The organism is Methanospirillum hungatei (genome assembly GCF_019263745.1).
Classification (GTDB): Archaea; Halobacteriota; Methanomicrobia; order Methanomicrobiales; family Methanospirillaceae; genus Methanospirillum; species Methanospirillum purgamenti.
In genome coordinates, this window is the sequence record NZ_CP077107.1 from 2,015,311 (window position 1) to 2,037,973 (window position 22,663).

The 22,663-nt window shown below is 44.4% G+C and carries 21 protein-coding genes; 11 read left to right on the forward strand and 10 right to left on the reverse strand.

Annotated elements, in window-relative coordinates; genetic code table 11:
• Window position 1: 1 nt before the first annotated feature.
• The 3 genes from fdhF to KSK55_RS09695 form a co-directional block, all read right to left on the reverse strand.
• Window positions 2-2,065 (reverse strand): formate dehydrogenase subunit alpha, encoded by a 2,064-nt coding sequence (gene fdhF, locus KSK55_RS09685; protein WP_218606762.1) that lies wholly within the window; start codon window positions 2,063-2,065, stop codon window positions 2-4.
• 551 nt (window positions 2,066-2,616) lie between these two features.
• Window positions 2,617-3,006 carry a tetratricopeptide repeat protein gene (locus KSK55_RS09690; RefSeq protein ID WP_214419861.1) on the reverse strand — a complete coding sequence of 130 codons (390 nt, stop codon included), beginning with the start codon at window positions 3,004-3,006 and terminating at the stop codon, window positions 2,617-2,619.
• Between the two features lie 400 nt (window positions 3,007-3,406).
• Entirely contained in the window at window positions 3,407-4,012 is a 606-nt protein-coding gene (locus tag KSK55_RS09695) for a chemotaxis protein CheW (RefSeq protein ID WP_218606763.1), read from the reverse strand.
• Between the two features lie 205 nt (window positions 4,013-4,217).
• On the opposite strand from KSK55_RS09695, the gene KSK55_RS09700 reads away from it, so the two are divergent.
• Both KSK55_RS09700 and KSK55_RS09705 read left to right on the forward strand, forming a co-directional pair.
• Entirely contained in the window at window positions 4,218-4,835 is a 618-nt protein-coding gene (locus KSK55_RS09700) for a zinc metalloprotease (protein ID WP_306127207.1), read from the forward strand.
• 134 nt (window positions 4,836-4,969) lie between these two features.
• A complete protein-coding gene (locus KSK55_RS09705) occupies window positions 4,970-5,899 on the forward strand; it encodes a hypothetical protein (protein WP_218606764.1) in 930 nt (309 codons plus the stop codon).
• An 11-nt stretch (window positions 5,900-5,910) separates the two neighbouring features.
• On the opposite strand, the gene KSK55_RS09710 is transcribed toward KSK55_RS09705, so the two are convergent.
• Window positions 5,911-6,504, reverse strand: a complete 594-nt coding sequence (locus KSK55_RS09710; protein ID WP_214419858.1) for a chemotaxis protein CheW — start codon at window positions 6,502-6,504, stop codon at window positions 5,911-5,913.
• A 158-nt stretch (window positions 6,505-6,662) separates the two neighbouring features.
• Between KSK55_RS09710 and KSK55_RS09715 the strand changes: the two genes are divergently transcribed.
• Window positions 6,663-7,193 (forward strand): chemotaxis protein CheW, encoded by a 531-nt coding sequence (locus KSK55_RS09715; protein ID WP_214419857.1) that lies wholly within the window; start codon window positions 6,663-6,665, stop codon window positions 7,191-7,193.
• Between the two features lie 71 nt (window positions 7,194-7,264).
• Window positions 7,265-8,515 (forward strand): histidinol dehydrogenase, encoded by a 1,251-nt coding sequence (gene hisD, locus KSK55_RS09720; protein ID WP_218606765.1) that lies wholly within the window; start codon window positions 7,265-7,267, stop codon window positions 8,513-8,515.
• Between the two features lies 1 nt (window position 8,516).
• Here the strand turns inward: hisD and brxD are convergent, their stop codons facing one another.
• Genes brxD through KSK55_RS09735 form a run of 3 tightly spaced genes read right to left on the reverse strand, consistent with a single transcriptional unit; the run spans window position 8,517 to window position 12,259 of the window.
• The gene (gene brxD / locus KSK55_RS09725) at window positions 8,517-9,818 is read right to left on the reverse strand and encodes a BREX system ATP-binding protein BrxD (RefSeq protein ID WP_218606766.1); all 1,302 of its coding nucleotides are present in this window, start codon (window positions 9,816-9,818) and stop codon (window positions 8,517-8,519) included.
• Complete coding sequence (locus KSK55_RS09730) at window positions 9,805-11,565, reverse strand: tetratricopeptide repeat protein (RefSeq protein ID WP_218606767.1); 1,761 nt, start codon at window positions 11,563-11,565, stop codon at window positions 9,805-9,807. Before KSK55_RS09730 ends, brxD begins: the two co-directional genes overlap by 14 nt.
• Window positions 11,555-12,259: a dolichyl-phosphate beta-glucosyltransferase gene (locus KSK55_RS09735; protein ID WP_218606768.1), complete on the reverse strand. Its 705-nt coding sequence runs from the start codon at window positions 12,257-12,259 to the stop codon at window positions 11,555-11,557. Before KSK55_RS09735 ends, KSK55_RS09730 begins: the two co-directional genes overlap by 11 nt.
• A gap of 111 nt (window positions 12,260-12,370) precedes the next feature.
• Here KSK55_RS09735 and KSK55_RS09740 point away from each other — a divergent pair, with 111 nt between their 5' ends.
• The 7 genes from KSK55_RS09740 (at window position 12,371) to KSK55_RS09770 (ending at window position 18,645) form a co-directional block, all read left to right on the forward strand.
• Window positions 12,371-12,793 carry a PaaI family thioesterase gene (locus KSK55_RS09740; RefSeq protein WP_218606769.1) on the forward strand — a complete coding sequence of 141 codons (423 nt, stop codon included), beginning with the start codon at window positions 12,371-12,373 and terminating at the stop codon, window positions 12,791-12,793.
• Between the two features lie 45 nt (window positions 12,794-12,838).
• On the forward strand, window positions 12,839-14,422 hold the full coding sequence (gene pyrG / locus KSK55_RS09745) for a glutamine hydrolyzing CTP synthase (RefSeq protein ID WP_214419852.1): 1,584 nt from the start codon (window positions 12,839-12,841) through the stop codon (window positions 14,420-14,422).
• Window positions 14,422-15,339 carry a glutamine-hydrolyzing GMP synthase gene (gene guaA / locus KSK55_RS09750; RefSeq protein WP_218608922.1) on the forward strand — a complete coding sequence of 306 codons (918 nt, stop codon included), beginning with the start codon at window positions 14,422-14,424 and terminating at the stop codon, window positions 15,337-15,339. The genes pyrG and guaA overlap by 1 nt, the downstream gene beginning before the upstream one ends.
• Window positions 15,340-15,424: 85 nt before the next feature.
• The gene (locus KSK55_RS09755; protein ID WP_256664300.1) at window positions 15,425-16,495 is read left to right on the forward strand and encodes an aspartate aminotransferase family protein; all 1,071 of its coding nucleotides are present in this window, start codon (window positions 15,425-15,427) and stop codon (window positions 16,493-16,495) included.
• A complete protein-coding gene (locus KSK55_RS09760; protein WP_218606770.1) occupies window positions 16,470-17,546 on the forward strand; it encodes a pyridoxal phosphate-dependent aminotransferase in 1,077 nt (358 codons plus the stop codon). Before KSK55_RS09755 ends, KSK55_RS09760 begins: the two co-directional genes overlap by 26 nt.
• Complete coding sequence (locus tag KSK55_RS09765) at window positions 17,543-18,055, forward strand: adenylate kinase family protein (protein ID WP_218606771.1); 513 nt, start codon at window positions 17,543-17,545, stop codon at window positions 18,053-18,055. The genes KSK55_RS09760 and KSK55_RS09765 overlap by 4 nt, the downstream gene beginning before the upstream one ends.
• Window positions 18,052-18,645 (forward strand): CDP-alcohol phosphatidyltransferase family protein, encoded by a 594-nt coding sequence (locus KSK55_RS09770; RefSeq protein ID WP_214419848.1) that lies wholly within the window; start codon window positions 18,052-18,054, stop codon window positions 18,643-18,645. The genes KSK55_RS09765 and KSK55_RS09770 overlap by 4 nt, the downstream gene beginning before the upstream one ends.
• Here KSK55_RS09770 and KSK55_RS09775 read toward each other — a convergent pair.
• The 3 genes from KSK55_RS09775 to KSK55_RS09785 all read right to left on the reverse strand — a co-directional run bounded on the left by KSK55_RS09775 (window position 18,640) and on the right by KSK55_RS09785 (window position 22,624).
• On the reverse strand, window positions 18,640-21,219 hold the full coding sequence (locus KSK55_RS09775; RefSeq protein WP_218606772.1) for a PKD domain-containing protein: 2,580 nt from the start codon (window positions 21,217-21,219) through the stop codon (window positions 18,640-18,642). The two genes, KSK55_RS09770 and KSK55_RS09775, sit on opposite strands and share 6 nt — an antisense overlap.
• Before the next feature lie 82 nt (window positions 21,220-21,301).
• Window positions 21,302-22,303 carry a flap endonuclease-1 gene (fen, locus tag KSK55_RS09780; protein ID WP_218606773.1) on the reverse strand — a complete coding sequence of 334 codons (1,002 nt, stop codon included), beginning with the start codon at window positions 22,301-22,303 and terminating at the stop codon, window positions 21,302-21,304.
• Between the two features lie 6 nt (window positions 22,304-22,309).
• Window positions 22,310-22,624 (reverse strand): hypothetical protein, encoded by a 315-nt coding sequence (locus tag KSK55_RS09785; protein WP_218606774.1) that lies wholly within the window; start codon window positions 22,622-22,624, stop codon window positions 22,310-22,312.
• Window positions 22,625-22,663: the final 39 nt, after the last annotated feature.

Consider the following 22,663-nt stretch of genomic DNA (forward strand, 5'->3'; position numbering starts at 1 on the left):
CTTACTTCGCCTCCGCAATCTTCTCAATCTTCACCGCACAGGCTTTGGACTCGGGAATTTTTGCAATCGGGTCCAGAGCATTGATGGTCAGGACATTTGCGGCGCATTCTACATAGTGGAACGGTATGAACACAACACCTGGCATAATATCCGGTGTCACCCGTGCAGTGATGGTTATCTCTCCTCGTCTTGTTTTCGCTTTTACTTTCTCCTTATCTACGACACCAAGTTTCTTCGCATCATCAGTGTTTATCTCAACCCATCCGGTTGGTTCTTCACGCTCAAGACTTGCAGACCGGCGGGTCATAGTGCCGGTATGCCACTGCCAGATGGAACGTCCGGTGGTCAGCACAAACGGGTATTCATTGTCTGGAACTTCCTGGGGCCATTTGAACGGAATACCAGTCATGAGACCCTTTCCATCAGGCATACCGAACTTCTCTCCATGGAGAATCGGTGTTCCCGGATGATCCTGGGCCGGGCACGGCCAGTGAAGTGCTTCAGGCCGGTTCAGACGCTCATAGGTCATCCCGCCATAGGACGGAGTAAGCGTTGCCATCTCCTTGAACACATCTTCTGAAGTTTTCCAGGGGAACTGGGCACCATACCCCATCTTAGCAGCAATGGATGCGATGATCTCCCAGTCACCTTTTGCTTCTCCTGGTGGATCCTGAGCTTTTCTCCACATCTGAACCCTGCGTTCGGTGGAAGTCTGGGTTCCATCCTTCTCTGCATAACAGGCTGCCGGCAAAACAACATCTGCAAACTCTGTCGTCTCATTCAGGAAGATATCCTGGACAACCAGGAAGTCAAGAGTTTTGAGTGCATGCTCCACATGAGTCAGGTCAGGATCTGAGATCATCGGATTTTCGCCCATGATATAGAGACACTTTATCTCTCCCGGCTTTTCTGTCAGGACATTCATCAACGTCGTGACTTCGTATCCGTTCTCACCTTTTGCAATCCCATCAGGAAACTTCCATGCATCTGCAAACTTCTTCTGGGCTGCTTCATCGATAACCTTCTGGTACGCCGTGTAGACCACCGGAAGACATCCCATGTCACAGGCACCCTGTACATTGTTCTGTCCACGAAGTGCATTCACACCGGTTCCTGGTCGTCCGAGATTTCCGGTCAGCATCTGCAGGTTTCCACAGGACTTGACATTGTCAACTCCGGTGGTGTGCTGGGTGATACCCATAGAGTAAAGAATTGCACTCGCCCCGGATTTTGCAAACCATTCTGCAGCAGTCTTGATCTTTTCAGCTGGAACACCAGTTATCTTTGACACATTCTCAAGGCTGTAGTCATCCTTCATGACCTCTTTTTTCAGATCATCAAACCCGTTACATCGGTTTTGGATAAACTCCTTGTTTTCCCAGCCATTCCTGATGATCTCCTGCATCATCCCATTCATCAGGGCAACATCGGTACCTGACCTGAACTGAAGGTACAGGTCAGCCTGTTTTCCGGTCGGAGTATACCTGGGGTCGGCATAGATGAACTTTGCACCCTTTGCCTTTGCCTGCATAACCCGGCGACCAATAAGCGGGTGGCATTCAAAGGTGTTTGAACCGATAATGAACACACATTTGGATTCTGCGATATCACCGATCGAGTTTGTCATTGCACCGGACCCGAAGATATTTGCAAGGCCTGCTACCGTGGATGCATGGCACAGACGGGCACAGTGATCGATGTGTTTTGTTTTGAGCACTCCACGGGCAAACTTCATCATTGCATAATTATCTTCATTTGATACCCTGGCGGAGGCAAGACAGGCACACTCGTCTGGTTTATAGGACCTAAACTTTTCAGCAACAAGTTTGAGTGCTTCATCCCAGGAAGCCTCGACAAATTTCCCATCTTTTTTGATGAGTGGTTTTTTCAATCGGTCAGGGCTGTTGATAAACTGGTGGGCATAGGTCCCTTTCGGACATAATTTTCCTTCATTCACCGGAGAACGCTGATAGGGTGCAACCCCGGTTACAATCCCTTTGTCTACGACCAGATTAAATGAACATCCGGTTCCGCAGTACGGGCAGGTCGTCTGAACATACTTCATAAATTCCCTCTTATGGATGCTGTGGGCTATCACGGGTGCACATACCGTGATAGGAAAGCCCTATCGACCTATATATCCCGAGTTTCCAAAGACTGATGCTCGATTATCAATGATCCAAAAGAAAATTTCTGCTCATGTATCATTTTTTGAACAGTCAGGATTGGATACCTTTTAGGAAGACGTGCGTGGTTAGAACAAAATAAGAATTCAGATATCCTTCGTAATTTTCTTTCAATGACCATTCCATTATCCTGCTATCTTTGGCACATATTGCGATGAAGCTCGTATTATCATAAATCCTGATCGGAACGAAACGGGTCAGTTTCCCATTTCATTTCGTAAATTCCATCGCCAATTGCCCCCTGATGGAATAAATACATCTGGTTCCTGTCAGGCATGAAACTGGAGGCAAATAAATTATTGCAACCTTTGAAGTATAATGATTTGCATTTCAAATTTGCAATGATGCATCTCGGAATTAACCATTTTAATTTGTTTCTTTAGAGGAGTTATGGAGTGAAAATTAAAACAGAAAAAGGATAAGATCAAAATTATTCTACTCTGAACCGGGGAGAAGGAGCATTCATCGCAAGAGATATTCCTTTTCTGATGCAGGAAAGTCCCTCTTCCTGACAACCTGTCTTTCGAAGAGTCATACCTTTGTTATACCAGGTTTCGGCATTGTTCGGATCATACTCGAGTGCCCGGTCATACCACACAAGAGCTTCATCATGGTTACCCATATGATCCAGAACGTCAGCAATACTCTGAAATGCACGGACATTATTCGGTTCTTTCCCGACAATTTCTTTGTATAACAAAAGAGCGTCAGCAAAATCACCTTTCATCTGGCATTCAGTGGCTTTACAAAAAATCGCTTCAATCATTGGATTAAGCGTGGTATACATCCGGTCCTGATTCATTTCTCCCTTTGTTGACATGTGTACCCTATCCTGAGAGAGCCAAGATCGGGAATATTAAACCCCAAGACGCCAATCACACACTATAAATACCCTGTCAGTTCCCGATCATGTAGCTGTAACAATTACTATTGTAAGATAAAATGAACCGCTCATGTTCATGATTCTCTTGTCCAAAAGAAACAAACGATGATGTATGGTTCATCCATATCATAGTGGATCCTGAGGCAATTGAGCGTTACATTGCAGATACTTTAAGAATATGCCATTCAGGAATGCAAACCAATAATGCCGTGCAAAACCCCGGAAAACCGGGATGTGAGAAATTATTTTCACCGAATATTGTATTTAATTCCTCTATTCATATGATTATTAAAAGCGAGAGTAATCCCTTATTATCAAACACTTCAAACCCATCCCATTATAGATCTGCGGCAATCTTTTCAATCATGGTTCGGATATCAAGCCAGACAACCAATCCGTTCTTATCTTTTTCACCAACAGATTTTGTCTTTTTCCGGATAACACCAATAATGTCACGATGAGTCTTTTGTGATGAGGTATTTTCTTTGTCTATATCTTCCTGACCATACGTTGTAACCGAAAAGACATCATCAACAAGAATCCCTATTGGTTTCTCTGTAATTGATCGATCAAGAACAATTATTCGCGACTTCTTCTTTCCTGAAGCTTCTGTTGTAATATGCATCAGGTCTTTCAAATCAATTATTGTGGTGATCATACCACGAAGATCAATTATTCCCCTCAGGTATGGAGGGGTATTCGGGAGGGGTGTCACTTCTGTCTGGGTTATTACTTCCCTGGTGTCAAAAAGATCAATTGCAAAGAGTTCATTTCCAAGGATGAACTCAACAACCTGTACTGTTCCTGCCCCTTTTGTTCTGATCCGTGATAATGTCTGTACGGGGGCCTGAATTGCAGGTCCTTCTTGTTCTACGGCTGCCTGAGCATCTACACTATAGGTCGCCATGATTATCCTCTGCTGATAGTTGATGTATGCATTCATAAACTTACCCATCAGAAAATCAATCAGAACCACATATATTCTGGAGTGGAAATAAAGGGGTCATCCAATTTTTTTATTACAATGGGATGCAAAAATGTCTAAAAAGTAACCAATTTATAATGATATTGTGTTACCAACAAAATCATTTTTTTGATGAACCAGCTTTCCGTCAAACCATTGTATGATAGAGATCTATATCTAAGCCATGCATATATGGGAAAAAATACCCCTTCATGAAAGACGAGACCTTCTCGTCGCATGGCTTGCCCTTTCTGCTGCATTTACCCTTGCAATGGTCTGGGGGCAGCGATTAGATCCGGTTATCATTGGTCAGTTTTTTATAATCTCACTTGTAACGGCAGGTATTGCATTTATTGTCCATGAAATGGCACACAAATTTACTGCGATGAAGTATGGATACTGGGCTGAATTCCAGATGAACAGTATGATGCTTGTCGTAGCTGTCGCGATGGCAGCTCTTGCGGGTATTGTTTTTGCAGCACCAGGAGCTACCGTGATTTATGGGAACTATATTTCTCGGGAAGAAAATGGTAAAATATCACTCGCAGGGCCGGTTAGCAATCTTATTCTGATAATTCCCTTTGCAGCGATGATTTTTCTTGGCCAGACTACCGGATCAGCAATTATCGCAATCATCGGGCTTGTGGGTGTGAAAGTCAACGCTATGATCGCTGCATTTAACCTACTCCCAATCGGACCGCTCGATGGTGCCAAAATACTCAGTTGGAACCCGGTGATTTTTGCTGGTGTGGCACTCATTGCCTTCGGTATACTGTTTGGATCACTAAGCGGATTTATCTGAAAAAAACATCCCTATTACTTCTTTTTTCCGCTACCATAATCCAACGGAGGTTCTTCTTCGTTGATTCGGAAATTTTGCTTTAATTTGTGATACCAGCTAGAATATCTATTATTACGTAGAGGTATGTGCTAGTCATGGTACTTGAAGAAGAGATATGGTTTTCATCCGAAGAAGAAGCACAGGAATGTGCACGAATTTTTAAAGGATTGAATGTTTCGGTTCATATCAGGACGAAAGTTGACCTGGACAACCGGGTCATCTACAAAGCACCATATACAGCATTAAAAGGTGTTCTGGAAGAAGAGATATCCTGGATACAGGAAGAAAACCAGGAAGATGGTGATGAAATTACTCAGGTTTTCCAGGATCTCATAACAGATCTTTCTGAAGATCGTGAATTACTGGAAAAAACATTTTCAGAGCATAATCCTGGTGATCACATTGGCATAAAAGTATTTGATGTTCTCATCAATGATGGTGTCATTCCGGATACAGAAGAGAGCATGAACGCATTCTTAAAGGAGGCTACACTTACCAGGATCCTGGAACTCAATAACCTCCTGGATCTGGATGAACAAGGGATGATCCTGTCTAACACTATCTCACCTGACGATGCGGTTATGTCATTTTTTGGAGATGATATCCCGCCGTTGAGGGAGGAATCACTGAAAAAATGGAATATTATCCGAAGTCTTGAAGCAAAAGATACATTTTCATTTATTGTTACGACCGGTCCGGATGTTGTATTCCTTGAAGAACTAACAGATCTTGAGGACTTTTTTGAGAGGATAGAATATGATGAAAATACCAACCTCTTTTTCATCAACCTTCAGGTAAAACAAGTGCTTGTGGCTGAAATCTTAAGTATAATCCAAAATGAGGGACACCGTTCTAAAGATGAACTGATTACAGATTTCATGCACCGGACCCTGCCAATCGAAGATGAAAAACTTCACATCGGTCTTCATCTGTCTCCCGGATATATAGAGGGAGTCTTAAGTGACCTTAAAAAAATTGGAATCCTGAAAGGAAAGGACTCAAAACTAAAGATTGTTATCTCATAGCGATTTTTATATTACTTTTTTTTCCCAGTATGTTTCTTCCATTCCCCTGATAACAAATATTCAGGGTTGAATAGTGCCGTGAGCCGAAACACAAGTGTTTCGGCTTGATTTCCATCAATAATAGTTCGTATTAGGTCTTCGAAATCAATCCAGACAACGTCATCACCACCAGCTGCATATTGTCTCCCATTCTGATGCAGAAAAGTGTCGAGAGATATTTTCAGAAATCCGAGCATGAAATTGTTCTGGATTTTACTGTCAGACCGATCTAGATGAGATACCACGTTATCTGGAACTTCCATAATTCCAAACACATCGTCTACAAGGATACCAAACCTGGTTGCGTTGGTATCCTCAGGGACAAAAACAATGATCTTTTTTTTCAGACGATCTTTCCCCAGGGGTATGATTCTTCTGATATCAATGACTTTTACCACTTCAGAACGGATATGAATTATTCCTGGAATGAAGTCCGGTGCACCAGGGAGTGGAATTTTCTCCTGATCCGGCACAATCTCCCGGATATAGGAGACCTGTGCCCCATATAGTCCGTCACCAAGTGCAAATAGTAATAACCGGTGAAGAATTCCCTTATCAGTTGTCATCCAAATAAAACCCCAACCAGAACCTGTTATAACGACCGGCCTGCCTCTATATGTATCTATGAACAGGATAGGGGATAGGATTTTGCATCATAGCCAGCCTTTTGATCGAAGAATTTGAATACAGGGAACAGATAAGATAACCATAGCTGACCGGAACCATGCAGGACCATCTGACACTTGTAGAGATTTTGCTCGGAAAAGATCATTACCTCATTGACGGAGATATGGTCGATAGGTTTGTCCGACCATTGACAACTATTTCAGTCTATGATGCTCCCCCTTATATCGAAGGTATGGCTAAATGGGGAGAAGGTATGATTCCGGTCATTAATATCGCTCCTCTTTTGGGGATGGACCGTGCAGACACAAAAAAACACAGGACACTCATCATTCACAAAGGAGCAGTAAGTGAGACTGAGATGGCAGTATCAGTTGATGATGTGTTTAATGTAAGGACAGTTCTCCCATCAGATATTATGCCGGCCGATATATCTGCCTGTGAAGGGATGGAAGAGTATGTAAAAGGACTCATCCGTCTGAAGATCAAAACTGATGAGACAGAGGAAGACCTTCTTTTGCTATACCTGAACCTCTATAAGATGCTCACTGATCTCCTACGAGGAAAAATTGCGCGTCCTGCACCTGATTTCTACATCTGGAGATGGGACACCGGGATTGTTACATCATAATGGAACGTTGAACTGCGGTATTCCTGATCAGGCCATACCACTTTTTTGAAACAGACGTCTATGTATTATCCATGAACTGGAGTCCGGTAACGCTAGATGACTGGCTTGTCAGACAAAAAAATACCCTTGATGAGGTAAAAGGTGCTGTCGAGTCAATAATTAACGAGGTCAGATCCCGGGGAGATGCGGCGCTGCTGGATTATGCTGAAAAATTTGACAAAATACGGCCTGATGCAGTCAGACTCAGCGAGCGAGACTGGGATGCAGCATATGAATCTGTATCCCCTGACATTGCTGAAGCATTATCAGAAGCATATGCACGAATAAGCAGGTTTCACGAGCTGCAAAAACGTGATGATTTCTGGATGGTGGAAACTGAACCAGGAGTCACACTTGGAGTGAAAACAACCCCGCTCTCACGGATTGGGATTTATGTCCCGGGGGGGAGAGCCAGTTATCCCTCAACTGCTTTGATGTGTGCCATTCCTGCAAAAGTAGCCGGAGTCGAAACGGTCGTCTGCTGCACACCACCTCCAGTCAATCCACTTACCATCGTTGCCTGTGATATTGCCGGAGTTGATGAAATTTACCAGACCGGAGGAGCACAAGCAGTAGCTGCGATGGCATATGGTACTGAGAGTATTGCTCCTGTTGAAAAAATTGTAGGCCCAGGTAACCAGTTCGTGACCGCTGCAAAGATGATGGTCCGTGATACTGCAGAGATAGACTTTCCTGCAGGACCATCTGAAATTGCAATTATTGCCGACGACCATGCACGATCAGATTTTATCGCCGCAGATATCCTTGCCCAGTCAGAACACGATCCCCTTGCTGCATCAATACTTATCACAACAAGTGAACAGGTTGCCAGGGATGTTGGTAAATATATTGAACAATTGACTGCAGATGCTGAAAGAAAAGAGATTATCACCCAATCACTCAGGCGGTCCGGATACCTTCTCGTGAAAGATATAGATGAAGCAGCAGATGCCGTAAACAGAATCGCTCCAGAACATCTCGCCATTCAGGTCCAGGACTCACTCTCCATCCTTGGAAAAATTAAAAACGCTGGTTCCATCTTCATTGGCCCATATGCAGCGGTCGCATGCGGTGATTATGCATCAGGAACAAACCACGTCCTCCCCACCGCAGGAAACGCCAGATATTACTCAGGTCTTAATGTCGCTCACTTTACCAAAACATCTACCATCCAGATGATCGACAGAGAAGGTCTTGAGATGATTGGTGATATCGTCGAAACAATTGCAGATGCAGAGGGTTTACGATCCCATGCGGACTCAGTCCGGATCAGGCGGACATAACCTACCAACTGATCCTCAATACCGCTTTTTCTTCTTCAGTCAAAACTGGTTCAAGTGACTCAGGTTGAATATCATACCCACTCATCGGATCAAAGTCAGGGTATAGATCACATTTGTCCAGGATATCCACGAATTCGCGAAGAAAGATCCGTGGCATCACATCTATTCTTCCCCCAAAATGACTACAGACTCTATCCACCATGGTCCTGATAAACCGGTGTGAAATACGAGTTCTATCTACCTCTCCATATGCAGCCACATATACACTGATAACCCTGAGTGCGACTTCTTCAAGTTTCCTTGCATCAAACGGTTGTAGCACAATCTGGGTCTGTCTGGGATTTGGAAATCCCCCATGCTCCGGAACCTGACCAATACGCTCATAGAGAGGGGCTACTGACTTCATACCTCTGGTACCATCATACAACAAGGGAGTCCCTGCAATAATGATGAACCAGTGAGGAAGCTGACCTCCGTCAAGTGCATCAATTATCTGAACAAGATTGCGATACCCTCTCTCACGAAGATTCCGGGGAAGACTTTGCGTGATCTCAAGTTCATCGAGGGCCAGGGCACATCCCTGATATCCGGCACCACGTGCAATTCTGGCAAGTGCCTGCATAAACGAAATGACCGAGGACTCATCCACTTCACCTTTGATCCCTGCCTGTTGTTTTATTGCTCTTCCGATCTGTGGTTCACCAGCTAGCCACCCTACTGCTGCCTGGGCCGTTTTAAAATCACCCTGTTCCACTGCAAGATAATATGTCCTGATGACCGCTGCAAGTGCAACATGGAGTTCACTTATGTCAGATAGGGCTTTTTCTATCTCTGAATAAATGAGATTTTTCTGAATTTCTGGATCATCTCCGGGAGTACCTGCCCGATTTGTAACCCGTTCCTCAATTCCATAGAGCCACCCATCAATCAGAGAGCGAAGTGCGTTTTCTTCCCCTCCAGCGACAAGTGATCCGGCCGTTCTGCTATAAATAGTGCTTAATTTATACAGAGGAGTGGTCGGAGATATCGTGGTCCGGGCAGTAACAAATCCTTCTTCTCTTGCTATCTCAAGAGCACGGGAGATAAGGAAGGTTTTTCCAGAACCATATTCACCCCGTACTGCTTTCATATCAGCGCCCGAACGTGCAACAAGTCTGAGTTGATCCCGTATTGCCTGCTCCTCAGATTCAAGACCGACAGAAAACCGTGAGAGACCTGTTGCTGGGACAGTGCCCCGACGAAGAGCATTCATAATCCCAATACTCTCCAGAACAACAGGCTCAATAGGTTCAGGGGCCAGCATACCGATACACCTCACCAGATTCGCTCATTCCATCCTTCATGATTATCTGCCATCCCTCTGCAGAAATTTTTCGAATCAGCCGATTCATCAGACCGGCAATCCGTCGAGTCCCACATATCGGACGAAGATCGAGTTCAGAACAAACCCGATGCCTGCGGATATAATGATAAGCAGCTTCTTCAACAGGAGTAAGATCACTTATAAGTGGGCCTTTATCTGTCGTTTTACTCTTCTCAGTATTATCTCTTCTGGAATAATCCATGGGAAGTCCGGGTTTTTTACAGGCCATTAGAATGGAAAACAAGTATTCAGCCGTTCGAATGTCATGAGTAGGAACCTCTGCCAGGGCATTCAGACAAAGATTCATGCCTTGACTGTACCGGCCGGCAGACAGTTCTTCAGAGGCAAGAATCCCTGCAATATTACAATAATTACTTTTCCCTTTACTTGTTAACAGGACCAGAAGATTTTCCAGTTTTCCATGGAAAAACCTGAGAAGAGAGAGATTACGAGTTATCTTTGGAAACAAGGTATCAGTAACTAACTCGATATCCCTGATTTTACTGGTATTTTTCAGGATATAGGTTATTGTCTTCTCCCATTCACGCGAGTCAGAATTTCGTTCAAGGTGAGATGCATACCATAACCCTCCACGAACAATATCTGAACGAAATGCTTTTTGAAAATACATCCGGGCAGATTCATAATTTCCTTCATCTTCGGACCATAATCCGGCACAGGCAAGATATGCCGGATGAAGAACTGATCCTGCCTTATGAATCAGAGCCTGTGTGTCTCTGCCTTCTTCCAGAATTATATCCCGATACAGGTTAAGCCATGAAAGGATTTTATCGGTATCTGCAGGAGGAGGATCAGGGTATAAGACATTTTCAAGCAATTCTCCAGCTTTTGTCATATCTCCAAGTCCTGCAAGAGCTGGAACAATGAGAACCTGATAGTCTGGATCAGGATTGTTCTGGAGATAGGTTGACCATACACCCACAGCTTCTTTCAACCGGTTTTGTACAATAAGAAGCCGGATGTATGCAGAAATCGCTGCTTTACTGCACCCAGATATAATATGGGGAAGTATACATGCGTCTGATTTTTCAGGTGATTCCTGCTCAAGAGATGTGATGAGAATAGTAAACTCTTCATCCGGACAGTCAGCAGGATTTTTTATCTCTGATAAAATTTCAGAGTTCCTACCAGCTTCTACTAAGGCAGAAAGGTATTCTATCCTACAGCAGGATGGACTTCCATTTCCAAGATAGGCCTGCACTGCATATTCAGGTTTTTTATTTTTTCGAAAAGCATGCATAAGCCGTGACAAATCCTGTATTTCATCTGATATGGTGTAAAGCCTCGTCAGAACAGGGACTGCTGCAGGATAGTCATTCTGATCCATTACATACTTTGCATACCAACGAAGACCTTCCGGATTGTCCGGATCTAAACGTACAGCTTCTGAATATGCATAACGAGCCTCATCATCACCCCTGACCTGAAGAATTCTGCCCAGATACAAACAGACTTCAGATAAATCCGGAACACAAATACGCAGGTCACGAAGACACCGTTCAGCCTCTTCATAAAGACCGGTTTCAAAAAGGCACACTGCCTCAAGAATGCGAAGAGGTCCGTCCCGCTGAAATGTGCCTATTGCATGAATGATATTCAGACACTCAGCGTAACGTCCTTTTTCAAATAAGCCAAATGCATCCTTTTGAGCGTTCTCATTTATCATACGACAGAGTATTTGTCCGGATCCGGAACAGGGTTATGAGCATGGATATCGTATCAGCCATACGAAGCCGTGAATCCTCTGTATCGTTCCAGATTACAGGAACTTCAATAATTGAATATCCCCTTTTTTTCAATTGCCAGAGCAGTTCTACATCAAATTCAAATCCTTTTGAATGAAGATAGGGGAGGACTCCATCTATTACATCTTTCTTAAAGATTTTCGCTCCACACTGGGTATCATAGTAAGGCAGACCAAACATCAGTCGGATGATTCCATTGAATAATCGACTCTGGATTCGTCTGGTAAGTGGCTGTTTTCTTTGTAAAACCTGACCCGGAAGATGCCTTGAGCCGATTATTCCATCATAATCAACAATGAGAACATGTAACCGGATGAGCTCAGAGACCGGAGTTGAGTTATCTGCATCCATAAAACCGACAAGAGGGGCTGAGGCTCTTCGAAAACCGGCATATACCCCTCCTCCTTTCCCAAGCCGATGAGGAAAAGACAAGCATACAATATTGAGCTCCGGATGGTTCTGGCTATAATCACGGATAATATCTGCAGTATTATCTGTTCCATCGCACACAAAAATGAATTCAATACCTGGATCAGTTATTCCAAGAAGGAGTGGTGCAAGACGGGTCGATTCGTTATAAGCGGGTATTACAATACTGACAGATGGTTGTATCATGCTTCGGAAAACGGATTATTTTATTGCCATATGTGGTTTATCTGAAATACTCATATGCATTCCCCATTTCAATCGGCAAACTCTTCCTCATACAATATGAAACAATTATGAATGAACTACCTTGATGAAATCACCGCAAAAGGCCAGGATGCAAATCCATTCTTCTGCCTGATGGGTATCAGACCGGTTTATTTCAGTGAGGGAAAGGCCCGGCTTGTCATGGATGTCAGGGAAGATATGAAAAATGGAGAGGGATGGCTTCAGGGTGGTATGTATACTGCTCTGGGTGATGAGGCGATTGCTCTTGCCATATACACGCTTCTTACAGAAGGTGATACCATCGCTACCGTTTCATGTACCACCAATTTCATCAGAGGGATTCAGAAGGGATCAATCCATGCTGATGGTGAAGTCATCAGAAAAGGAAGACAGATGATCTATGCTGAAGCAACCATATCAGATGCGAAGGATGGTAATTTGCTCGCCAGGTGCACGGCTTCCTTTCTGGTACGATCAAAAGCCGGCACAGGATAAAGAGGGAAGAGGGTTAACCTTTCTGTAGGTTTTTGGAGGAGTCACGTGAAGTATATATTTATCACCGGGGGTGTCATGAGCGGGCTTGGAAAAGGGATTACCGCAGCATCCATCGGACGACTTTTGAAAAACCGGGGATACCAGGTTACCGCAGTAAAGATTGATCCATATCTCAACATAGATGCGGGAACAATGAACCCGGCCCAACATGGAGAAGTATTTGTTCTTCATGACGGCGGGGAAGTTGACCTGGACCTCGGGAACTATGAACGGTTCCTTGATATCGAACTCAACTCCTCCCACAATATCACAACAGGTAAGGTATACCGGCTTGTCATCGACAAAGAGCGGAGGGGAGACTACCTTGGTCAGACGGTTCAGATAATTCCGCATATAACCGACCAGATTAAGGATTGCATCAGATCAGCAGCAGAAGAGCCGGTTTTTGACGGAAAACCTGCAGATATCTGTATCGTTGAGGTTGGCGGGACAGTCGGTGACATAGAGAGCATGCCATTCCTTGAGGCAGTCAGGCAGATGAGAAGTGAACTTGCCATTTCGGATCGTGCACTGGTTCATGTAACCCTGATGCCATCTGACTCCATGGGGGATCTCAAAACAAAACCAACCCAGCATTCAGTAAAAGCACTTCGTGAATTGGGAATATTCACAGACATAATTGTCGGTAGAAGTGAAAGACCATTAAACTCACATACAAGGAAAAAACTTTCATCACTCTGTGATATACCCCAGAACGGTGTCATCAGTGCCGCAACAGTTCCTGATATTTACCAGGTTCCCATGGAACTGGAGAAAGAGGGCATGGCAGATGTTCTCTGCCAGCTTCTTCAGCTGGGAAAAGACGGAGCTGATCGTGAATGGTATCATGTGGTTACCAGGGAGTATACGAACCGGATTACTATTGGCATTGTGAGTAAATATGGAAAAGAAGATGTCTATCTCTCCATTAAGGAAGCGCTCAAACATGCAGGGAGAAAACTCTCAACCGAAGTAACCATCCGGTGGCTTGATGCAGAACGGGTTGAGCCATCTGATCTCCGGGAATGTGATGGTGTCCTTATTCCAGGTGGATTTGGCATACGGGGAATAGAAGGAAAAATAAGTGCCATCAGGCTTTGTCGTGAAGAAAAGAAACCTCTACTAGGGCTTTGTCTAGGTTTTCAGCTATCAGTCGTTGAATATACAAGAAATGTCCTGGGGATTGCTGATGCATGCAGCAGTGAATGTGGTGATGGAACTGCTGTAATTACCATCCTGCCTGAACAGGAGGGAGTAGAGAATCTTGGAGGAACCATGCGGCTCGGGGACTGTCCGGTGAATATTAAATCAGGAACACTCGCACACAAGCTGTACAAGCAGTCTGAGATAATTGAGCGACACAGACACCGATACGAAGTCGATCCGGTTTATATCAGTCAGCTTGAGGATGCAGGCCTTGTATTTTCCGGAACAAATAAGAACAGAATGGAGATTGCAGAGATAGAAGACCACCCGTTCTTCTTTGCAACACAATTCCATCCGGAATTCAGATCCCGGCCGACCCGGCCATCACCACCATTTCTGGGTTTTGTTGAGGCATGTCTGAAAAACAGGGGGAAGGGAGAATAATGGTAAACACAAAGAAATTTATCGCAGAAGCAATTAAGAAAATTCAAACTGAATCAAACGGGGAAAAGGTAGTTATCGCATTATCCGGGGGTGTTGACAGTTCAGTATGTGCAGAACTAGCCTCCCGTGCGATCGGTGACCGGCTTATACCCATTTATGTCGATACCGGCTTGATGAGAAAAGGAGAGACCAAACGTATATCGGAGATATTCGGACATCTGGGACTAAAGGTCGTTGATGCTTCAGAAGAATTTCTTGATGCCCTTGAAGGAGAGAGCGATCCAGAAAAGAAACGAAAAATTGTCGGAGAACGATTTATTCGTGTGTTTGAACGGGAGGCACTGGCAACCAAAGCAAAATTCCTCCTTCAGGGAACAATATATCCGGACTGTATTGAAAGTGAGGGCGGCATTAAGAGCCATCACAATGTCGGTGGTCTTCCACTGACAATGGAATTTACCGGAGTTATCGAACCACTCCGGGAACTTTACAAAGACGAGGTCAGAGAGGTTGCAGAGGCTCTTGGACTTCCAAAGGAGATCGCCCACCGGATGCCATTCCCTGGTCCAGGGCTTTCAGTCCGGGTTGTCGGCAAGGTAACCCGTGAAGCTATTGAGGTCGTCAGAGAGGCAAACGCAATCATAGAAGATGTGCTGGTTGAAAGATACCGCCCATGGCAGTGTCTTGGTGCTCTTGTGGGTCTTGGAACCGGAGTCAAGGGAGACAACCGGCTTCATGGGTGGATAGTGGCTGTCCGGGCAGTAAATTCCCGTGACGGGATGACTGCTGACCCGATTGAGGTTGCATTTAAAGATCTTCAGGAGATTGAGTCACGGATAACCTCCACCATTCCAAGTGTTGCACGGGTTGTGTATGACGTCACCCCCAAGCCCCCTGCAACTATCGAATACGAATAAAAAATGAGTTGATATTGTGAAATTCGAAGATAATTATCGTGAACTGGAATCATCATACTATATGCCTGCATTCAGTCGGGATATGATGCTGGTCAAGGGATCAGGCTCAACAGTAACTGATGCAGATGGAAAAAGTTACCTGGATTTCGTTGCTGGAATTGCTGTCTGCAGTACCGGACATTGTCATCCGAAAGTTGTAAAAGCTATTCAGGATCAAGCTGCCGAACTCATCCACTGTTCAAATCTATACTATGTTCCCCACCAGGGATCCCTTGCAAAGCGGCTGGTCGAATACTCCGGACTTTCGAAAGCATTCTTTTCAAACTCCGGAGCAGAGGCAAATGAAGCAGCAATTAAACTAGCACGGGTTCGGACTGGTAAAACGGAATTTATCGCCTGTGAGGACGGATTCCATGGACGTACCATGGCATCTCTGGCCTGTACACATAAACCAGCCATTAGAGAGCCATTCCTTCCCTTAAACCCTCGCTGTACCTTTGTACCATATGGGGATGCAGAGGTCATCCGTACAACTATCACCAAGGATACTGCCGGAGTTATCGTTGAACCGGTTCAGGGAGAAGCAGGAGTAATCATACCTCCTGAGGGATATCTTCGGGAAGTTCGGGAGATCTGTGATGAAAAAGACGTCCTCCTTATTCTTGACGAAGTTCAGACCGGAGTCGGACGGACAGGAAAATGGTTCGCATACCAACATGAACGGATCATGCCTGACATCGTCACCCTTGCAAAAGGAATCGCAAGTGGATTTCCGATGGGAGCAATTGTTGCCCGTGACGGACTTGAATTTTCTAAGTCAGAACACGGAAGCACCTTCGCCGGTGGCCCAATAGCCTGTGCTGCCGCACTCGCAACCCTTGATGTGATTGAAGAGGTGCTTCCTTCAGTCATGCAAAAAAGTGAGCACATGAAAAAGGCCCTTTCTGCACATGAAACCCGTATAATTGGTCTTATGGCTGGTGTAACTATTGGAGATTCGTGTCCGAAGGTCCAGCAGGAATGCAGGGATAAGGGGGTCCTCGTGAACTGTGCCGCTCATGGTAATCTCCGGCTTGTGCCACCTCTCGTAATCAGTAATGAGGAGATTGACAGGGGATGCGGAGTCATTGATGCAGCCATCAAATCGATCTGTTGATCTGGTCCGTGAACTCTACCGGCAGGGCACCTCCTATGTATTTGCAAAAAGGCCTGAGGCGATAGCAGAGGAATTTGGATTTACCGAAGTAGCCAGGCTAGCAAGTAATGAAAATCCCTTTGGGCCTTCTCCTCAAGCATTACAAGAGGCCCAGAAAGCACTAGTGTCCATGCACCGGTACCCTGATACCACCTATACAGCCCTTATCAGTGCATTACAGGAGTATCATGGGGATTACTCATTTGTGACTGGTGTGGGAATGGATGGTGTGATTGAGACCTGTATTCGGGTTCTTATTAATCCTGGTGATCAAGTTACTATCTCAACTCCAACCTTTTCATTTTATGGTCTAGCAGCAGCTGCCCAGGGAGGAGTAATCAGTAACGTTTTGAGGAATGCTGATTTTTCAATAGACATCCCTTCGTTCATCTCATCTGCCAGAAATGCAAAAATTTCTTTCCTCTGTACCCCAAACAATCCGTCTGGAACAGTAACACCTCTTTCAGACATCGAGGAGATCCTTCAGAACATTCAGGGGATATTATTTCTGGATAATGCATATGTGGAATTTTCATCAGAAGATTACCGTCAGCTCATGAACCGGTACAAGAACCTGATCATCGGAAGAACCATGTCCAAGGTCTTCGGGCTTGCCGGGTGCAGGGTTGGTTATGCATTTGTACCTGACTGGTTCAAACTAATGTATGAGAAGGCTGCAACACCCTTTACTCTGAATACCATATCAGCAGCTGCAGCTGTGGGTGCACTTCAGGACCATGAATACATTGAACGGACCATTTCCTATGTGAAAAAGTGGCGGGATGCATTTACTCATGAGAAAAGAAAACCTGTTTTCACGAGTGGAGCAAATTTTGTGATGATTGATGTTGCTCCGCTCACTGGGGACCAGGCTACAAATTTCTTTGCGCAGAATGGTGTTCTGGTCAGATCATGCCGGAGTTTTCCTGGACTTGCAGATCATTATATCAGGGTATGTGTCGGAGAAGAATGGGAAAATATCCGATTCCTTGAGGTATTTAGAAAAATATGATGATCGCTCTTACCGGAACACCCGGATCAGGAAAGACATCAATTGCACAGGAACTTTTAAAGAGAGGGATTCCGGTCACCTATGCGTCAGATACCGTCGGACCATATCGTCTGGGCACTGACCCGGAACGAGATACTGATATTATTGATGATGAACGCTGGGTTTCAGAGTTCATACCAATTGAAGGAGTTGTTGAGGGCCATCTGACTCATCTTCTTCCAGCTGACCGGATAGTTATCCTGAGATGCAGACCCGATATCTTAAAGGACAGACTTTCCGCACGAGGATATACAGAAGAAAAAATTCAGGAGAATATGGAAGCAGAACTATTGGATGTGATTCTGGTAGAAGCAGTTGAGATTCATGGGGAAGAGAATATCTACGAGATTGATACAACAAAGCACAGTATCTCTGAGTGTGCCGATTATGTTAATGAAGTCATCAAAGGAACAGCTGTGCCCACCCTTAGCACTGTTGACTGGCTGTATGAATGCGGAGATATGATATGACGCTTGATTCATATCGGGACCACGTTAAACCAATCATTGATCCGGTTGTTGCTGCCTGTGTCAGGCTGGGTATCACCCCGGACAGTTGCACAATTCTTTCTTTAGTTGCTGCAGCAGGAGCAGGAATTGGATTTTATTTTTATGAAATCTGGATTGGAACGGTTTGTATTCTCCTGAACGCAATATTTGATGCACTTGACGGCTCCATTGCTCGAGCCATGAATCTTCAAAGTCTGAGGGGAGACTTTCTTGATCATACTGTTGACAGGTACGCCGACATATTCATGATATGTGGAATATTTGCAGGCCCTCTCTGTCCCTGGCAAATAGGCGTTTTTGGTCTGACCGGCGTTCTGATGGCATCATATCTTGGGACACAGGCACAGGCAGTTGGAATAGGAAGATTTTATGGAGGTTTTCTGGGTCGTGCTGATCGGCTCATCCTGCTCATCGGTGCAGGGGTAGCTTCGCTCATTTCATCCATCCTTATAATCGGGCTCTCTCTCTTTGCCTGGGTTTTACTCATATTCGGAATATTCGGGCATATTACTGCAGCCCAGCGGTTTATGCACGTGTGGAAACAATTATAATTGTTTCCCAACCATCTGTGCAGTCTCATTCATATAAATCCAGTACCCCTGTCGCGGATCCAATGATATCACTGCACTATCTATTCCATTTGTAACCGGTGCAGAATATCTCTGTTTTTCAGAATCAAATCCGATAATATAACTCCAGAATTCTTCTACTGAACGAAATGCTTCATCGGCGGATACCATCATTATATCAGCAAAACTGACCAGGTTCCATCCGGTTGTAAGGATCTGAGTCAGATTATACTGAGGACCTTCACTGGACATCATGATAGGAATCTGATGAGTGTCCGGAGAATAAATAAAGAAAGCAGACAACGGAGATATCTGATCTGAAGAAGATACTCGTTTCCATGAGCCTGATGAACTATTCCAGGAAAATATTGAATGGCCTGCAGTATCCACACTGGAAAGTATCTCCATGGTGTCTGAACCTGGTTCAAGAGATACCGGAACTGACACCAGGTTCCATCCCCGCATAAGGCTGAGATTCAAATATAAAGGCGGTACTGCAACAACATATGCAGGTTTTTTTATCTCTTCGCACCCTGATAGTGAGTCACAGGCATGTAGTACAGGAGAATATATGCCAGGTGTATCATAACAATGGAATGGATTTCGTTCAGTTGTCTTCTGTCCGTCACCAAATTCAAGTTCTGACTGCTGAATAAGACCGGTCACTTTATAAGAGGTACAGATTGGAGCCAGACCTCGTCTTGGAAGACCGGAGAAATCATAGAGAGAATCCTCTTTTTTAAGAACGTGAACAGTCTGTGATTTTGTCCCAAAGCAGTCACCTGCTCCCCAGACAGTGAGGGTAACATTATACTCTCCTGGTTCATCAAAGCGGTGTTCGACTGATTTTCCGGTGCCTGATGAACCATCTCCAAAATTCCAGTACCTTTTTTCGGTATAATCGATTGTGGTATCAGAAAATTTGACCGTAAGGGGAGCGTCTCCTTGAGGAGGAAACATTGTAAAAGAAGGTTTTGGGACTGCATGAACAGTTATGAAATCCTGCTTAACCTCTTCTTGTGTTTCATTTGGGAAAGTATCAGTAAGACGTACGGTATATGGGCCTGGAAACTGGAAACAATGGAATGGATTCTTATCCGCACTGGTATCTCCATCGCCAAAAACCCACAGCCTCGAGAGAGGGATCTCTGGGGATATCTCATTAAACTGGACACAGTGCGGAGCACATCCAGAGACCGGCGTAGCAGTAAAATCTAATTTCTCTTTTGGTTTTATCTTCAGTTCCTTCGTATTTATTGCATTACAACCACAGATACCATTCACAACCAATGATATTTTATAAGTACCTGCAATCTCAAACCGGTGGGTTGCAACTGCTCCTTCTGCTCCCGTCCCATCACCAAAATTCCAGATATATTTCAGTCCTTCCGTGGCGTCTGTACTAAATTTATACTCATTCGGAGTGTTGCCCTGTGATAAAATGATTCGTGGCTGATGAACGATGACAGGTTCCTTACTTTCAACTTTATCACAGAGGTTATTTGAACAATATGTCAAATATGGAAAAAATGTGCCACTTGTGCCATAACAATGAGTAGCCTGTGCACCTGTTGCTGTGCTGTTGTCTCCAAAATGAAATTCCCAGGACTGAGTTGGATTTTCTATAGAATATCTGACACAAAGTGGCGCGATTCCCTCAACTGGTGACATTGTGAAATCAGGTGCAAGTTGTGAGACATATCGAAGGTACCCTTTTTTTGTTATGGTATACGGAGCACCATCTATTGTGTAAGTTAAAGAGACTGTATAGAGACCGGGGTCCGGGTAACAATGAACAGGACTTTTGTCATATGAAATCGCGCCATCTCCAAAATCCCACTTACAGGTTTCAACATCTCCCTGGACAACAAATCGTGTACAGACCGGCGCTGTCCCATTTTGTCGTTCAGCAAGAAAATCAACCGCACTGCCCGGACCTACCTCGATATAATGAAATTTTGAGATTTTTTCACATGACCCTGCCAGACAGTAGGTGAGTGACGGACTATAATTGCCAGGTTCCTGAAACTGGTGTCTTGGATTTAATTCAGTGGTGTCTTCACTTCCATCCCCGAAATGCCAGATTATATTTGTTGGATTCCCAAAAACGGTGAACTTTGTGGTAAGTGGAGCAGGACCACTCGTTGGATCAGCTGAATAATCAACATATAGATCAGGATCATTGACTTTCACACAATCTGGTTTTGATACTTCTCCAGTAATAGTGCCATAGTAATACCTGAGTTTTACCCAGTATGATCCTTTCTGTTTATAACAATGAACTGGATTCATAACATTGGATGTTGTCCCGTCACCAAAATCCCAGACATATTCACCATTCGGACCAGATACAGAAAATTTCACACAAAGAGGAGGGTACCCTTCAAATGGGGATGCAGTGAAATCAACTACCCATTCAGCAGACACATTGCTGGTATTATTTGTGATATTTTCTTCCAGTTCATCCGCTCCTGTAAGGGAGGGTATGAATATCCCAAGCATTAGCACTACCAAAAAGAGAGAAATGACATATTGAAAAGATGAAATATACTGCATATTACCAGAAACTCCCATCCGTTATAGGTAATTACGTACCGTTTGGTAATGATAGTATAAAAATAAGGCCCGAAAAATAGGATTAAAACCAGCTCTCAAGAGTTTTTTGCTTTTCCTTTTTCGCAATTTTATCAAGGACGGGGATTACCCGATCAGGAGAAAAACCATACTCCTCACAGAGAAATGATAATAGCCCATCTCTATCAACCAGCGATGACTGGGTATTATATGAATCAGTGACCGGGGGATTCTTAAAGAAATCTCTGATCGGATCAGGATCAAAATCAGGAAGCTTGTCTCGAATAATTGCATCAAAGTCTCCGGACTTTACCTTTTTAAGTCCGGTTTTCGCCCCTATTCCACGAATACCCGGATTAAAGTCAGTTCCGGTGAGAATTGCAATATCTATCAACTGTTCCCTGGTGATATCAAGATTTTGGAGCACCTCTACAAGATTTACCCGCTCTGGTTGAATCGTAACCTGCCTTCCATGAATACGACGCTTACCAGAAATTGTCAGATTTCTGATGAGAACCGGTGTTCCAAAGAGCAATGTATCATAATCCTGGGAAACCACGTAATCAACATCGCCTTTCAGAGCCATGTATGCCGCTTGGGCTTCACCTTCTGAAGGTGCTTCAACAACCGGCAGCCCCATCAGTCCGATGAGTGTTCGGGCAGAGGAGATAACATGACTGTCAAGAGCAGAGGAAGACATGGCATATCTGAAGGCACCAGAGAGATCTCCTTCGCGTTTTGCTTTTTCCCATTTTTCCTTGGACTCCTCCCGGATGTTTCTTCTCTCCTGGATGGTACTGGTTTTCATTTCAGGTGGGGCACCATCAAAAACAAAAACAGGACGAATGCCTTGTTGGAGGAGATTTGCTGTCCGGAAAAAAATACCGGAGAGATGTGAAGTAACCCGGCCTTCATCATCCATCAACGGGGTTCCATCTGGTTGTCTGATAATTGAGAGGAATTGATAGAGCGCGTTAAACGCATCAACCGCAGCCACCCCTGTAAGTTCTTCTGCAGTCACTGGAATTTTGTAATCAGCAAGAATGTCCCTGAGAGCTACACCCATAGTATCCTATCGGTATATCCTTCTGGAAAGTTCAGTGTTTAGATCCAGCATCTTTCGCATGGTATCATCATATCTTCTTTTTGAATCAGCGGACTGGTCATCAATAGCCCGTTGTAATAATCTGCCTTGAAATTTTACTCCTGACGTCAGATGTTCAATTCTAATAAGAATATACCACATCAGAAAGATCAAGGGAAGAGTCAGAAGAAGTAGTCCAAGAATTGCCTCTAATGGAAACGAATATGAATATCCGATAAGTATACACCCGCTCGCAACCATCAGGAGCGGGATTATACCAGCCAGAAGGATCCGATCATCCATATATTCAGATAGGTGATTCTCCCATGATGTAAGTACTGG